Raw genomic sequence first — 14086 nt, forward strand, 5'->3', positions numbered from 1 at the left:
GAAGAAGAACTCAGAGGCGGAGGTGGCGGGAGATGGAGCCACGGTACGGATCACCGGTCGCGACCGGTCCCGAGCGGGTCTTCGACGACCTGGCGGCCGTCGCCGCGCGGGTGCGCGGGCACCTGGAGGCGGAGATCGCCGAGTCGGTGGAGGAGCTGCCGTCGGACCAGGCACCGGCCGGCCAGATCTCCCGCTTCGCGCAGGAGGAACGGGCCCGGGTCCTGGAGGCCGGGGTCGCCGGGCTCGAGAAGCTGGCCGCGCACCGCGCGGACGAGATCGACGAGGACGAGTACTTCGGAGTGGAGGCGATCGTCCTCCTGGAGGGCCGGCCGGCGATCCTCGTCCAGGGCCAGGACTTCGCCGCGCAGGACGGCGACTGGTCCGTCCTGGAGGCCGGGCGGGCCGCGATCCGCGAGTCGATCGCGCGCGTGGGCCGGGTCGAGGTGACCGGCCACCCCAGCCTCGACTGGGTCGGCACGGCCTTCCTCGTGGGCCCGCGGACGGTGATGACGAACCGGCACGTGGCGGTGGAGTTCAGCCGCGCCGAGGAGGCGGGCTGGTCCTTCCAGCAGGGCATGTCCGCGCGGGTCGACCCGGGCGAGGAGCTGGCCACGGCTCCCGTCGGGGCGGCGGCGGGCCCGCCCCCGTACGAGGTGACCGAGGTCATCGGCATCCATCCGGACGTCGACATGGCGCTGCTCCGGATCGCCCCGTCCGACGGAGGCGCGCTGCCCACCCCGCTCGCGGTGGCCGCCGACGCGCCCGCCGACGTGCCCGGTCGGCCGGTGTACGTGGTCGGGTACCCGGCCTGGGACGGGCGGCGCAACGAGCCGGAGTCGATGCGGCGGATCTTCATGGACGTCTACAACGTCAAGCGTCTCCAGCCGGGTACGGCGACCGAGTTCGCCCCCGGCGGGCTGGTGATGAAGCACGACTGCTCGACCCTCGGCGGCAACAGCGGCTCCCCCGTCTTCGACCTCACGGACCACCGGGTCCTCGGTCTGCATTTCGGCGGCCGCTACCGGCTCGGCAATTTCGCCGTACCCCTATGGGAGCTGATCGACGATCCGCTGCTCGCGCAGGCGGAGGTCAATTGGGTCTGAGCGCCGCGTGGGCCTGCCGAAGGGGCGGTCGGCGGCCCTCGCGAAGGCCGCTGCTCCGGACGGCGGACAGCGGCCGACCGGGTCCGCGTCCGGGTCCGCCGCTATTCCCCGGCGATCCATCGGTGTTCCGATCCCAGCCATTGGATTCCGCATTGGAAACCTGTTCGTGGCAGGCCTAGCGTCGGTTCCAGACCTTCAGCCACGCCCGCGACACCCTCGGAGCACACACCATGGCCAAGATCCTTTTCGTGATGACCGGCGCCGACCACTGGACCCTCGCCGACGGCAGCAAGCACCCCACCGGTTTCTGGGCCGAGGAGGCCGTCGCCCCGTACGAGGCGTTCAAGGCCGCCGGTCACGAGATCGTGGTCGCGACCCCGGGCGGGGTCGTCCCGACGGTCGACCGGGGCAGCCTCGCGCCCGAGGTCAACGGGGGCCAGGAGGGCGCCGACAGGGTCGCCGCCACCCTCGCGTCGATCACCGAGCTCCAGCACCCGATCCGCCTGGAGGACGTGCGCCTCGACGACTACGCCGCCGTCTTCTACCCCGGCGGTCACGGCCCGATGGAGGACCTCGCCGTCGACCCGGTCTCGGGCCGGATCCTGGTCGACGCCCTCGCCTCGGGACGGCCGCTCGCCGTCGTGTGCCACGGTCCGGCCGCGATGCTGGCCGCCACGAAGGAGGACGGTACGAACGCCTTCGCCGGGTACAAGGTCGCCGCGTTCACCAACGCCGAGGAGACCCAGGCGGGCTTCGCCGACAGGGCGAAGTGGCTCCTGGAGACCCGGCTGACCGAGGCGGGCGTCGACGTCCGGACCGGTGAGCCGTGGGCGCCGAACGTGGTCGTCGACCGCAACCTCCACACCGGCCAGAACCCGGCCTCCTCCGCCCCGCTCGCCGCCGAGCTGGTGAAGAAGCTGTCCTGACGCCAGGGCCGTCCCCGCGCCACAGACATTGTGATGGCTATGCTTCGCCGTATGAGGCATAGGGAATCGCATGACCGGGACGGGCCTCGGCACCGCGAGCCGCCTACGGCGGCCGCGCTCGACCTGAACCTCGTCCGCACGTTCCTCGCCGTGTACCGCTCCGGCTCCTTCACCTCCGCCGCCCAGATACTCGGCATCTCCCAGCCCACGGTGACGACGCAGGTGAAGGCCCTGGAGCGGCAGTCGGGGCGCGAGCTGTTCGCCCGGCTGCCGCGCGGAGTCGCCCCCACGCCGTACGCCCAGGACCTGGCCGCGCGGATCGCGGGCCCGCTCGACGCCCTGCTCGCGGCCGCCGGGCACGCCCCGGCGGAGGAGGCTCCCGCCGCCCCCGTCCATCTGGCCGGACCGGCCGAGCTGCTCTGCACGCGCGTGCTGCCCGCGCTCGCGCCGCTCGTCGTGGACGGCGTGCAGCTGCGCGTGACGACCGGCCTGACGGACCCTCTCCTGGACGAGTTGCGGGCCGGGCGGCACGACCTGGTCATCGCCACCTCGCGCCCGCGCGGCCGCACCGTGACCGCCGTACCGCTGCTGGACGAGGAGTTCGTGCTGGTCGCCGCGCCGCAGTGGGCGGACCGCCTCGGCGACCGGGTCACGACCGAGGGGCCGGAGGCGCTGCACGGGGTGCCCCTGATCACCTACGCCGAGGACCTGCCCATCGCCCGCCGCTACTGGCGCCACGTCTTCGACCAGCGCCTCGGCAGGCGGGCCGCCGTCACCGTGCCGGACCTGCGCGGGGTCCTCGCGGCGGTCACCGCCGGGGCCGGCTTCACGGTCCTCCCGCGCTACCTCTGCCAGGGCGAACTCGCCTCCGGCGCCCTCGTACCCCTCCACGAGACGGACGATCCGCCGATCAACACGGCCTATCTGGCGCAGCGCCCGGGCACGGCCACCCACCCGCACGTGACCCTGGTCCGGGACCACCTCCTGGCCCTGGGGCCGAGCTGGTAGCGCCTAGGCGGCAGGCTCCTCCCCCGCCGCCTCCCGGGCGATGCGGTCGAACTGCGCGCCCATCGCCTCGGCGAGCGCCTGGGCGGCGGACAGCGGCCGGACCATGACGGTGAAGTCGTCGATCCGCCCTTCGTCGTCGAAGTGGAGGAAGTCGCAGCCCTGGATCCGGCGCCCGTTCACGGTCGCGGTGAAGACGAGGGCGTGGTCGCGGCCGTCGGGGTTGGCGATCTCGCGCTCGTAGGCGAAGTCCTCGAAGACGCGCATGACGCCCCGCAGGATGGCGGCGGTGATCGCCTTGCCGGCGTACGGCTTGAAGGCCACGGGGCTGGTGAAGACGACGTCCTCGGCGAGCAGGGCCTCGATGGCGGCCGCGTCGCGGTTCTCGACGGCCTTGCGGAACGGGTGCATACGCCCTCTCAATACTCAATTAATTGAATAGGTGGAGAGGAGGCTATGGCCGGGCCGGGGCGCTGTCCAGCCCGCGGCCCGGTGAGAGCCGCGTCGATCGAGAACGAGGTCACGATGCTCGGCCGGTAGACATGTCGATAAGCTGTGCCGCCGGGGGCGCGTTCGTATCTTCATCCGGAAACAGCACGCACAGGGGGTTCCCGTGCCCGTTCCACGCATGAGCAACACGCCGCTCCCCGGCATAGGCGTCCGTTACGACCTGACGACCCGTGAGGACCGGCGCCTGTCGGTGATCGCCCACCGCGACGGCAGCCGGACCCTGAACGCCTACCGCAGGGACGACCCCGACGAGTGCGCGCTGTCGGCGAGGCTCACCGCCAAGGAGGCGGAGGCGCTGATCGACGCGCTGATGCCCTCGCACCACAGCCCCAACCTGCTCTCCACCACGGACCTGGGGCTTGTCGCCGAGCGGATCGAGCTGTCCGCGCACTCGCACTGGAACGGCCGGGTACTGGGCGAGACCCGGACCCGTACCGAGACGGGCGTCTCCATCGTCGCCGTCCTGCGACGGGCCGGCGCGATCCCGTCGCCCGCCCCGGACTTCCGGCTGGCGGGCGGGGACACCCTCATCGTGATCGGCACCCGCGAGGGCGTCGAGGCGGCCGCCACGATCCTCGGCCGGGAGTGAGCGCCGTGCACTCCTCCGCCGTCTTCCTGATCGAGTTCGGCGCGATCATCCTCGCGCTGGGCCTGCTGGGCCGTCTCGCCGGACGCTTCCAGTTCTCCCCGATCCCCCTCTACCTGCTGGCGGGACTCGCGTTCGGCGAGGGCGGCCTCCTCCCGCTGGGCACCAGCGAGGAGTTCGTCGCGATCGGCGCCGAAATCGGCGTGATACTCCTGCTGTTGATGCTGGGGCTCGAGTACACCGCCAGTGACCTGGTGACCAACCTCAAGACCCAGTACCCGGCGGGAATCGTCGACTTCACCCTCAACGCCCTTCCCGGCGCCGGGATGGCGCTGCTCCTCGGGTGGGGTCCGGTCGCCGCCGTGGTCCTGGCCGGTGTCACCTGGATATCCTCCTCCGGCGTCATCGCCAAGGTGATGGGCGACCTCGGACGGCTCGGCAACCGGGAGACCCCGGCCATCCTGAGCATCCTGGTCCTGGAAGACCTCGCCATGGCGGTCTACCTGCCGATCGTCACCGCCCTGCTCGCCGGGGTGAGTCTGGCCGCCGGGAGCCTCACGCTCGCCATCGCCCTCGGTGTCGCGGGCACGGTCCTCTTCGTCGCCGTCCGCCACGGACGCGTCATCTCGCGCTTCGTCTCCAGCGACGACCCGGAGAAGCTCCTCCTGGTCGTGCTGGGGCTGACCCTGCTGGTCGCGGGCATCGCCCAGCAGCTCCAGGTCTCCGCCGCCGTCGGCGCCTTCCTCGTCGGCATCGCCCTCTCGGGCGAGGTCGCCGAGGGCGCGCACAACCTGCTCAGCCCGCTGCGGGACCTGTTCGCCGCGGTGTTCTTCGTCTTCTTCGGTCTGCACACCGACCCGGCCAGCATCCCGCCGGTGATCCTGCCGGCGCTCGCCCTCGCCGTGGTCACGGCGGCGACGAAGATCGCCACCGGGTACTGGGCCGCCCGACGGGCCGGGATCTCCGTCAAGGGCCGCTGGCGGGCCGGCGGCACCCTGGTCGCCCGGGGCGAGTTCTCCATCGTCATCGCCGGCCTCGCCGTCACCGCCGGCGTCGAACCGGCCCTCGGCCCGCTCGCGACGGCCTACGTCCTCGTCCTCGTCGTCCTCGGCCCGCTCACCGCCCGCTACACCGAGCCGGTCGCCACCGCGCTCACCGGCCGTCTCCGCAAGGCCTCGACGGCCACCACGGCGCTGCCCGTCCAGGCACCGCCGGAGGAGACCCTGGAACCGGTGGACGACGGCACGCCCGGGAGGGCGTGAGCCCCAGGGCCTGCCGTGGGGGCATCGCTGGACTCCCCGTTACATCCCGCCGTCGCACGGGTGATCACCTGCGGCTTCCTTCCTAGAACGGATTCCGTCGGCGCTTCAAGACCTTCCCGGAATGGGCAAGGTCACAGCGGTGTGGACTGCTGCGCCTTTGTTGAGCTGCCATAACATCCGAGCATGACTGTCCTTCCCGACGACGGGCTCGCTCTAGCCGCCGAATTCCCCGACGCATCCCGTGAACAGTGGCAGCACCTGGTGGCCGGTGTGCTGCGCAAGTCGGGCAAGGACGTCGAGGGCCCGGCAGCCGAGGACGCCCTGTCCACCGCCCTCGAGGACGCGCTCCGCGTCCGCCCCCTCTACGCCGCCGAGGACACCGCCCCCGAACCCGGGCTCCCCGGCTTCGCCCCCTTCGTACGCTCCGGCCGCGCCGAGGGCAACACCGTCGGAGGCTGGGACGTACGCCAGCGGCACACGGCCGCCGACGCCGGCACCGTCCTCGCCGACCTGGAGAACGGCGTCACCTCGCTCTGGCTGGCCGTCGGCGAGGGCGGCATCCCGGTCGACCGCCTGGCCCAGGTCCTGGAGGGCGTCTACCTCGACCTCGCGCCCGTCGTCCTCGACGCGGGCCAGGACGTGGAGGAGGCCGCGCGGGAGTTGCTGCGTCTGTACGCCGAGCGGGGCGTCGCCGCCGAGGCGGCGCGCGGCAACCTGGGGGCCGATCCCCTCGGTCTGGAGGCCCGTACGGGCCGCTCGTACGACGTCTCCCCCGCCGTCGGGCTCGCGCGGCGCTGCGCCGAGGAGTACCCGGGCCTGCGGGCGCTGACCGTGGACGCGCTGCCGTACCACGAGGCCGGCGGCTCGGCCGCGCAGGAGCTGGGGTGCGCGCTGGCGACCGGTGTCGCCTACCTGCGGGAGCTCACGGAAGCGGGGCTGAGCGTCGAACAGGCCCTCGGGCAGCTGGAGTTCCGGTACGCGGCCACCGCCGACCAGTTCCTCACGATCGCCAAGTTCCGTGCCGCGCGCCGACTCTGGGCCCGGGTGGCCGAGGTCAGCGGGGCGAGCGGCGCGGGCGCACAGCTCCAACACGCGGTCACCTCACCCGTCATGATGTCCCGCCGGGACCCCTGGGTGAACATGCTCCGCACCACCGTGGCCACCCTGGCCGCGGGCGTCGGCGGCGCCGACTCCGTCACCGTGCTGCCGTTCGACCACGCGCTCGGCCTGCCGGACGCCTTCGCGCGGCGCATCGCCCGGAACACCTCCACCATCCTCATCGAGGAGTCGCACCTCGCGCGGGTCATCGACCCGGCGGGCGGCTCCTGGTACGTGGAACGCCTCACCGACGAACTCGCCCATGCGGGCTGGGAGTTCTTCCAGACCATCGAGAGCGCGGGCGGCCAGGCCGCCGCGCTGCGCTCCGGGCTGGTCGGCGAGCGGCTCGCCGAGACCTGGGCGGCCCGCAGCGCGAAGCTCGCCAAGCGGCGCGAACCCGTCACCGGTGTGAGCGAGTTCCCGAACCTCGCCGAGAACCCCGTCGTCCGCGAGCCGGCGCCCGAGCCGCCGTCCGGCGGGCTCCCCCGGGTCCGTCGCGACGACGCGTTCGAGGCGCTGCGGGCCCGTTCCGACGCACACCTCGCCGCGACCGGCACGCGCCCGCGGATCTTCCTGGCCACGCTCGGCCCCGCCGCCGCGCACACGGCACGGGCCACGTTCGCCGCCAACCTCTTCCAGGCCGGCGGCATCGAGGCCGTCACCGAGGGCACCTTCGAGGAGAGCGGGGCGAGCGAGGCGTGCCTCTGCTCCAGCGACGCGCTCTACGAGGAGCGGGCGGAGGAACGCGCGCGGGAGCTGCGGGCCGAGGGCGCGGGACATGTGTTCCTCGCGGGCCGGCCCGCACCGTACGCGGGTGTCGACACCTATGTCTTCGCGGGCTGCGACGCGGTCGCCGTGCTCGCCGCCACCCTTGACCGGATGGGAGTGTCCTGATGTCCGTCCCCGACTTCTCCGGGATCGAGCTGGGTACCCCGGCCGCCGACGGAAGCACCGACGAATGGCGTACGGCGGTGAAGAAGGCCGCCGGCGGTGACGACCTGCTCTGGGAGACCCCGGAGGGCATCGCGGTCAAGCCCCTGTACACCGGGCAGGACCTGGAGGGCCTCGACTTCCTGGGGACGTACCCGGGGATGGCGCCGTACCTGCGCGGCCCGTACCCGACGATGTACGTCAACCAGCCCTGGACGATCCGTCAGTACGCCGGTTTCTCCACGGCCGAGGAGTCCAACGCGTTCTACCGGCGCAATCTGGCGGCCGGTCAGAAGGGTCTGTCGGTCGCCTTCGACCTGCCCACGCACCGCGGGTACGACAGCGACCACCCGCGGGTGACCGGTGACGTCGGCATGGCGGGTGTGGCGATCGACTCGATCTACGACATGCGCCAGCTCTTCGACGGCATCCCGCTGGACAGGATGACGGTGTCGATGACGATGAACGGCGCGGTGCTGCCGGTCCTCGCGCTGTACATCGTCGCGGCGGAGGAACAGGGCGTACCGCCCGAGAAGTTGGCCGGGACCATCCAGAACGACATCCTCAAGGAGTTCATGGTCCGCAACACCTACATCTATCCGCCGAAGCCGTCGATGCGGATCATCTCCGACATCTTCGCCTTCACCTCGCAGCGGATGCCGCGCTACAACTCGATCTCCATCTCGGGCTATCACATCCAGGAGGCCGGCGCGACGGCCGACCTGGAGCTGGCCTACACCCTCGCCGACGGCGTCGAGTACATCCGGGCCGGGCGGGAAGCAGGCCTGGACGTGGACGCGTTCGCGCCCCGGCTCTCGTTCTTCTGGGCCATCGGCATGAACTTCTTCATGGAGATCGCCAAGATGCGGGCGGCCCGCCTGCTCTGGGCCAAGCTCGTGAAGCAGTTCGAGCCGCAGAACGCCAAGTCGCTCTCCCTGCGTACCCATTCGCAGACCTCGGGCTGGTCGCTGACCGCCCAGGACGTGTTCAACAACGTGACGCGGACGTGTGTCGAGGCGATGGCGGCGACCCAGGGCCACACCCAGTCGCTGCACACCAACGCCCTCGACGAGGCGCTCGCCCTGCCGACCGACTTCTCGGCGCGGATCGCCCGCAACACCCAGCTGCTCATCCAGCAGGAGTCCGGTACGACCCGGGTCATCGACCCGTGGGGCGGCAGCGCGTACGTGGAGAAGCTGACGTACGACCTGGCGCGCCGCGCCTGGAAGCACATCCAGGAGGTCGAGCGCGCGGGCGGCATGGCGCAGGCCATCGACGCCGGCATCCCCAAGCTGCGGGTCGAGGAGGCCGCCGCCCGGACCCAGGCGCGCATCGACTCCGGGCGCCAGCCGGTGATCGGCGTCAACAAGTACCGCGTGGACTCCGACGAGCAGATCGACGTCCTCAAGGTCGACAACTCCTCCGTACGCGCCCAGCAGATCGCCAAGCTGCGGCGGCTGCGCGAGGAGCGGGACGAGACCGCCTGCCGGGACGCGCTGGACGCGCTCACCCGGGCGGCGGGCGGCGAGGGCAACCTGCTGGAGCTGGCCGTGCGGGCGGCGCGCGCCAAGGCGACCGTCGGTGAGATCTCCGACGCCCTGGAGAAGGTGTACGGGCGGCACGCGAGCCAGATCCGTACGATCTCCGGTGTGTACCGAACCGAAGCCGGGCAGTCCCCGTCCGTCGAACGCACGCGCACCCTGGTCGACGCCTTCGCGGAGGCCGAGGGCCGCCGTCCGCGCATCCTGGTCGCCAAGATGGGCCAGGACGGCCACGACCGCGGCCAGAAGGTGATCGCCACCGCCTTCGCCGACCTGGGCTTCGACGTGGACGTCGGCCCGCTGTTCCAGACCCCGGGCGAGGTCGCGCGGCAGGCCGTCGAGGCGGACGTGCACATCGTCGGGGTGTCCTCGCTGGCCGCCGGCCACCTCACGCTCGTACCGGCGCTGCGGGAGGAACTGGCGGCGGAGGGCCGCGAGGACATCATGATCGTGGTCGGCGGGGTGATTCCGCCGCAGGACGTGCCGACCCTCCTGGAGATGGGCGCGGCCGCCGTGTTCCCGCCCGGCACGGTCATCCCGGACGCGGCCCACGACCTGGTACGGCGACTGTCGGACGGCCTCGGGCACGAGCTGTGATCGACCTCGACGCGTATGTGAAGGGGGTACTCGACGGGAAGCGGGCGATCGTCGCGCGCGCGATCACTCTCGTCGAGTCCACCCGCCCCCAACACCGGGCCCTGGCCCAGCAGTTGTTGACCGAGCTGCTGCCGCACAGCGGCACGGCGCGGCGGATCGGGATCAGTGGCGTGCCGGGCGTGGGCAAGTCGACGTTCATCGACGCCTTCGGGACGATGCTGACCGGCCTGGGTCACCGGGTCGCGGTGCTCGCCGTCGACCCGTCGTCGAGCCGGACGGGCGGCTCGATCCTCGGCGACAAGACGCGGATGGAGCGGCTGGCCGTCGACCCGGCGGCCTTCGTCCGGCCCTCGCCGACGGCAGGGACGCTGGGCGGCGTCGCCAAGGCGACACGCGAGTCGATCATCGTGATGGAGGCCGCGGGCTACGACGTGGTCCTCGTCGAGACCGTCGGCGTCGGTCAGTCCGAGACCGCCGTGGCCGAGATGGTCGACTCGTTCCTGCTGCTCACGCTGGCGCGGACCGGTGACCAGCTCCAGGGCATCAAGAAGGGCGTCCTGGAGCTGGCGGACGTGATCGCCGTCAACAAGGCGGACGGGCCGCACGAGCGCGACGCCCGCGCGGCCGCCCGTGAACTCTCGGGCGCCCTCCGACTGATGCACGGCGCCGATGCCGCGTGGACGCCGCCCGTGCTCCACTGCAGCGCCCGCGAGTCGACCGGGCTCGACACGGTCTGGGAACGGCTCGAACAGCACCGCACGCTGGTCGACTCGACCGGCCGTCTCACCGCCCGCCGCCGGGACCAGCAGGTCGACTGGACCTGGACGATGGTCCGCGACGAACTGCTGGGGCGCCTGCACGCCCACCCCGCCGTACGCGCGATGACGCCCGACGTCGAACAGCAGCTCAGGGACGGCGAGTTGACGGCGACCATGGCCGCCGAGCGTCTGCTCCAGGCGTTCGAGAAGCCTACGGACACGACGCCCGGCGGGTGAGCGCGGAGACGTGGCACGGGTCACACGGACCCGTGTCACAGGCCGGTGGGCTGTCTCGTCCAAGGGGGTGTAGCCACTCACGACGACGGAGGAGCACACCCCATGGACGCGCGACTGAACCTCTTCACCAGCCCGACCGCCGGCAAGGTCTTCAAGCACGTCATGGCGGCGGGCCAGCTGCTCAAGGACGCGCCGCTGCCCACGTCGACGCAGGAACTGGTGGCGCTGCGCATCAGCCAGATCAACGGCTGCGCCGTCTGCATCGACATGCACACCAAGGACGCCGCGGCCGCCGGTGAGACCGCCGTACGGCTGAATCTGGTGGCGGCGTGGCGGGAGGCCACGGTCTTCACCGAGGCCGAGCGGGCCGCCCTGGAGCTGGCGGAGGAGGGGACGCGGGTCGCGGACGCCGCCGGCGGGGTCGCCGACGAGGTGTGGGCGCGCGCCGCCAGGCACTACGACGAGGAGCAGCTCTCCGCCCTGGTCCTCACGGTCTCCTTCATGAACCTGGTGAACCGGCTGAACATCATCACGCAGCAGCCGGCCGGGGAGTACGAGGTCGGACAGTTCCACTGAGCCCGCTCGTCCGCATCCGCTGAAGGCCCTCGGGGAGTCGACGTGAGCAAGATCGAGGAGTTCCAGGAGCTGCGGCCGCTGCTGTTCTCCCTCGCCTACCGGATCCTGGGGTCCGTGGGCGAGGCCGAGGACGCCGTGCAGGAGACATGGCTGCGCTACGACGGCTCGGCGACCTTGCCCACGTCGGCCAAGGCGTTCCTGTCCACCACGGTGACGCGGATCTCGATCGACGTGCTGCGGTCCGCGCGGGTCCGGCGGGAGGAGTACGTCGGTCCGTGGCTGCCCGAGCCGCTGCTCGAAGATCCGTACGAGGACCCGGCCCGTGCGGCGGAGCTGGCCGACTCGGTGTCGATGGCGGCGCTGCTCCTGCTGGAGCGGCTCAGCCCGCTCGAACGGTCGGTGTTCGTGCTGCGAGAGGTGTTCGCCTTCGGGTTCGACGAGGTGGCGGAGGCGGTGGGACGTTCGGAGGCGGCCTGCCGGCAGCTGCTGGTACGGGCACGGCGGCACATGCGGTCCGACCGGCCGCGCTTCGAGGCGGACCGCCAGGAACGACAGGAGCTGGCGGCCCGCTTCTTCGCCGCTCTGAAGGACGGCGACGTGGACTCCCTGCGTCAGGTCCTGGCCGCCGACGTCCAGCTTGTCGGCGACGGCGGCGGCAAGGCCCCGCAGCTGGCCAGTGTCGTCACGGGCGCCATGAAGGTGGCCCGCCTGATCACCGCCACCTTCCCGCGGATGGCACGCCTGGACGTGACGTTCGAGCCCCGCGAGATCAACGGGTGGCCCGGCGCGATCTTCCGCGACCGGGAGGGCAAGGTGCTCCACGTCATGGCGCTGGACGTCCTCGACGGCCGGATCCGGACCATCCGCTCGGTGATCAACCCCGACAAGCTGGCCCACGTCGGCCCCCTCGCCGACGTCTGGGCCCTCGACCGCGAGCTGCGAGGGGCCCGCAGGCAGCCGCACTGACGGTCACCGGCCGCCGCCCGCCCCGGACCGGTGGTTGGGTCGGCCGAGGAGTGGGACGCTGGTGGAGAGGGTCCGTACCGGCGAGTCTCGGGAGGGCCGAATGGGACGTGACGTCCCGGCGCTGGTGTTCACCCGTGACGACCGTCGCCAGTTCCGGAACAAGGTGCACACGTGCCTCGACGTGTTCGCCCAGATGCTGCGGGAGTCGCGCTTCGACTTCGAGCGGCCGCAGGTCGGTCTGGAGATCGAACTGAACCTCGTGGACCCGACCGGCGAGCCCGCCATGCGCAGTACGGACGTGCTGGAGGCGATCGCGGACCCGGCCTGGGCGACGGAGCTGGGCCAGTTCAACCTGGAGATCAACATCGCGCCGCGCCGGCTCGCCGAGGGCGGCCACGGCTCCTGGGAGCAGGAGATCCGGGACGCGCTCAACCACGCCGAGCAGAAGGCCGCGGAGATCGGTGCGCACCTGGTCATGATCGGCATCCTGCCGACGCTGGAGCTGAAGGACGCGGGGCCGGCGGCGCTGTCGGAGAACCCGCGGTACCACCTCCTGAACGAGCAGATCTTCTCCGCACGGGGCGAGGACCTGTTGATCTCCGTGGACGGGGTGGAGAGGCTGCGCACCTACGCGGACACCATCACGCCGGAGGCGGCCTGCACCAGCACCCAGTTCCACCTCCAGGTCTCGCCGGACGAATTCGCGGAGTACTGGAACGCCGCCCAGGCCATCGCGGGGGTGCAGGTGGCGCTGGCGGCGAACTCCCCGTTCCTCTTCTCCAAGGAGCTGTGGCGAGAGACGCGCATCCCGCTGTTCGAGCAGGCCACCGACACGCGGTCGGAGGAGATCAAGGTGCAGGGGGTCCGCCCCCGGGTCTGGTTCGGCGAACGGTGGATCACCAGCGTCTTCGACCTCTTCGAGGAGAACGCGCGGTACTTCCCCGCGCTGCTGCCCCTGTGCGACGACGAGGACCCGCACGAGACGCTCGCCCAGGGCGGGATCCCCGAGCTGTCCGAGCTGACCCTCCACAACGGAACGGTCTACCGCTGGAACCGCCCCGTCTACGCCGTCGTCGACGGCGTGCCGCATCTGCGCGTGGAGAACCGCGTGCTCCCGGCGGGCCCCACCGTGGCGGACATCGTGGCCAACGGAGCCTTCTACTACGGGTTGGTCCGCGCCCTGGTCGACGAGGACCGGCCCGTCTGGTCGCGGATGTCGTTCTCGGCCGCCGAGGACAATCTGCACGCCGCGGCCCGGCATGGCATCGACGCGCAGCTGTACTGGCCGGGGATGGGCGAGGTCCCCGTGACCGAGCTGGTCCTGCGCCGCCTGCTCCCGCTGGCGGACCGCGGCCTGGAGCGCATGGGCCTGGACGCGGCCCGGCGGGAACCGCTCCTCGGGATCATCGAGCAACGGTGCGTGAGCGGCCGTAACGGAGCGGTATGGCAGGCGGAGACATTCCACCACATCCAGGACATCGACCATGTGGACCGGCACCACGCCCTGCGGCGGATGACCCAGCAGTACATCGAGTACATGCACCTGAACGCCCCGGCGCACACCTGGCCGGTCGACTGACGCGCACCCGCTGCCAGGCCCCGACAACGATCAAGGGGCCGTTTCAGATTTCTCTGAAACGGCCCCTGACCTCCGACTTTCACAAGTCGGGACGACAGGATTTGAACCTGCGACCCCTTGACCCCCAGTCAAGTGCGCTACCAAGCTGCGCCACGTCCCGGTGCCCGTCTGACCTGGGGTTTCCCCCGGCCGAACGCGCATGAGAACAATACCGCACTTCCCCGGGTGGTCACGAACCGCTTTGCTCCGGGAGCGCCCCCACCTCCGGGTACCGCTGGACGAACCCAGGCGTAGCCGTCGTGGTGGCCCTCACGGATGAAGATCTTGCCGCCCGGGCCCGCGCGGAAGGTGGGCATGCCCCGGGCGAGCTTCTCGACCGTACGACGCCAGACCGACACCGACACCCCGCCGC

12 protein-coding genes and 1 tRNA gene are annotated in these 14086 nt (G+C 71.7%); 11 read left to right on the plus strand and 2 right to left on the minus strand.

Annotated elements, in window-relative coordinates:
• The first annotated feature begins 32 nt into the window (after positions 1-32).
• From ACWF79_RS02115 to ACWF79_RS02125, 3 genes are all read left to right on the plus strand, one after another.
• Positions 33-1103: a trypsin-like serine peptidase gene (locus ACWF79_RS02115; RefSeq protein WP_453726114.1), complete on the plus strand. Its 1071-nt coding sequence runs from the start codon at positions 33-35 to the stop codon at positions 1101-1103.
• A 230-nt stretch (positions 1104-1333) separates the two neighbouring features.
• Positions 1334-2029: a type 1 glutamine amidotransferase domain-containing protein gene (locus tag ACWF79_RS02120; RefSeq protein ID WP_453726115.1), complete on the plus strand. Its 696-nt coding sequence runs from the start codon at positions 1334-1336 to the stop codon at positions 2027-2029.
• Positions 2030-2080: 51 nt separating this feature from the next.
• Positions 2081-3037, plus strand: a complete 957-nt coding sequence (locus tag ACWF79_RS02125) for a LysR family transcriptional regulator (RefSeq protein ID WP_453726116.1) — start codon at positions 2081-2083, stop codon at positions 3035-3037.
• A 3-nt stretch (positions 3038-3040) separates the two neighbouring features.
• On the opposite strand, the gene ACWF79_RS02130 is transcribed toward ACWF79_RS02125, so the two are convergent.
• Entirely contained in the window at positions 3041-3445 is a 405-nt protein-coding gene (locus ACWF79_RS02130) for a nuclear transport factor 2 family protein (protein WP_453726117.1), read from the minus strand.
• Between the two features lie 217 nt (positions 3446-3662).
• Between ACWF79_RS02130 and ACWF79_RS02135 the strand changes: the two genes are divergently transcribed.
• The 8 genes from ACWF79_RS02135 (at position 3663) to ACWF79_RS02170 (ending at position 13674) form a co-directional block, all read left to right on the plus strand.
• Entirely contained in the window at positions 3663-4133 is a 471-nt protein-coding gene (locus tag ACWF79_RS02135; protein ID WP_453726118.1) for a cation:proton antiporter regulatory subunit, read from the plus strand.
• 5 nt (positions 4134-4138) lie between these two features.
• Positions 4139-5392: a cation:proton antiporter gene (locus tag ACWF79_RS02140; RefSeq protein WP_453726119.1), complete on the plus strand. Its 1254-nt coding sequence runs from the start codon at positions 4139-4141 to the stop codon at positions 5390-5392.
• A gap of 183 nt (positions 5393-5575) precedes the next feature.
• Positions 5576-7384: a methylmalonyl-CoA mutase family protein gene (locus ACWF79_RS02145; RefSeq protein ID WP_453726120.1), complete on the plus strand. Its 1809-nt coding sequence runs from the start codon at positions 5576-5578 to the stop codon at positions 7382-7384.
• The gene (scpA, locus tag ACWF79_RS02150; protein WP_453726121.1) at positions 7384-9558 is read left to right on the plus strand and encodes a methylmalonyl-CoA mutase; all 2175 of its coding nucleotides are present in this window, start codon (positions 7384-7386) and stop codon (positions 9556-9558) included. Before ACWF79_RS02145 ends, scpA begins: the two co-directional genes overlap by 1 nt.
• Entirely contained in the window at positions 9555-10553 is a 999-nt protein-coding gene (gene meaB / locus ACWF79_RS02155; protein WP_453726122.1) for a methylmalonyl Co-A mutase-associated GTPase MeaB, read from the plus strand. The genes scpA and meaB overlap by 4 nt, the downstream gene beginning before the upstream one ends.
• Before the next feature lie 102 nt (positions 10554-10655).
• Complete coding sequence (locus ACWF79_RS02160) at positions 10656-11129, plus strand: carboxymuconolactone decarboxylase family protein (protein WP_453726123.1); 474 nt, start codon at positions 10656-10658, stop codon at positions 11127-11129.
• Positions 11130-11171: 42 nt separating this feature from the next.
• A complete protein-coding gene (locus ACWF79_RS02165) occupies positions 11172-12095 on the plus strand; it encodes an RNA polymerase sigma-70 factor (protein ID WP_453726124.1) in 924 nt (307 codons plus the stop codon).
• A 100-nt stretch (positions 12096-12195) separates the two neighbouring features.
• Positions 12196-13674, plus strand: coding sequence for a glutamate--cysteine ligase (locus tag ACWF79_RS02170; protein ID WP_453726125.1), 1479 nt, complete (start codon positions 12196-12198; stop codon positions 13672-13674).
• A gap of 86 nt (positions 13675-13760) precedes the next feature.
• On the opposite strand, the gene ACWF79_RS02175 is transcribed toward ACWF79_RS02170, so the two are convergent.
• Positions 13761-13834, minus strand: a tRNA-Pro gene (locus ACWF79_RS02175).
• Between the last annotated feature and the right edge of the window lie 252 nt (positions 13835-14086).

The organism is Streptomyces sp. NPDC054975, from assembly GCF_053609105.1.

Excerpts from the sequence above, each read along its gene's own strand:
- ACWF79_RS02115 (WP_453726114.1), top strand. The coding sequence starts at position 33 with ATGGAGCCACGGTACGGATCACCGGTCGCGACCGGTCCCGAGCGGGTC.
- ACWF79_RS02120 (WP_453726115.1), top strand. The coding sequence starts at position 1,334 with ATGGCCAAGATCCTTTTCGTGATGACCGGCGCCGACCACTGGACCCTC.
- ACWF79_RS02125 (WP_453726116.1), top strand. The coding sequence starts at position 2,081 with ATGAGGCATAGGGAATCGCATGACCGGGACGGGCCTCGGCACCGCGAG.
- ACWF79_RS02130 (WP_453726117.1), bottom strand. The coding sequence starts at position 3,445 with ATGCACCCGTTCCGCAAGGCCGTCGAGAACCGCGACGCGGCCGCCATC.
- ACWF79_RS02135 (WP_453726118.1), top strand. The coding sequence starts at position 3,663 with ATGAGCAACACGCCGCTCCCCGGCATAGGCGTCCGTTACGACCTGACG.
- ACWF79_RS02145 (WP_453726120.1), top strand. The coding sequence starts at position 5,576 with ATGACTGTCCTTCCCGACGACGGGCTCGCTCTAGCCGCCGAATTCCCC.
- scpA (WP_453726121.1), top strand. The coding sequence starts at position 7,384 with ATGTCCGTCCCCGACTTCTCCGGGATCGAGCTGGGTACCCCGGCCGCC.
- ACWF79_RS02160 (WP_453726123.1), top strand. The coding sequence starts at position 10,656 with ATGGACGCGCGACTGAACCTCTTCACCAGCCCGACCGCCGGCAAGGTC.
- ACWF79_RS02170 (WP_453726125.1), top strand. The coding sequence starts at position 12,196 with ATGGGACGTGACGTCCCGGCGCTGGTGTTCACCCGTGACGACCGTCGC.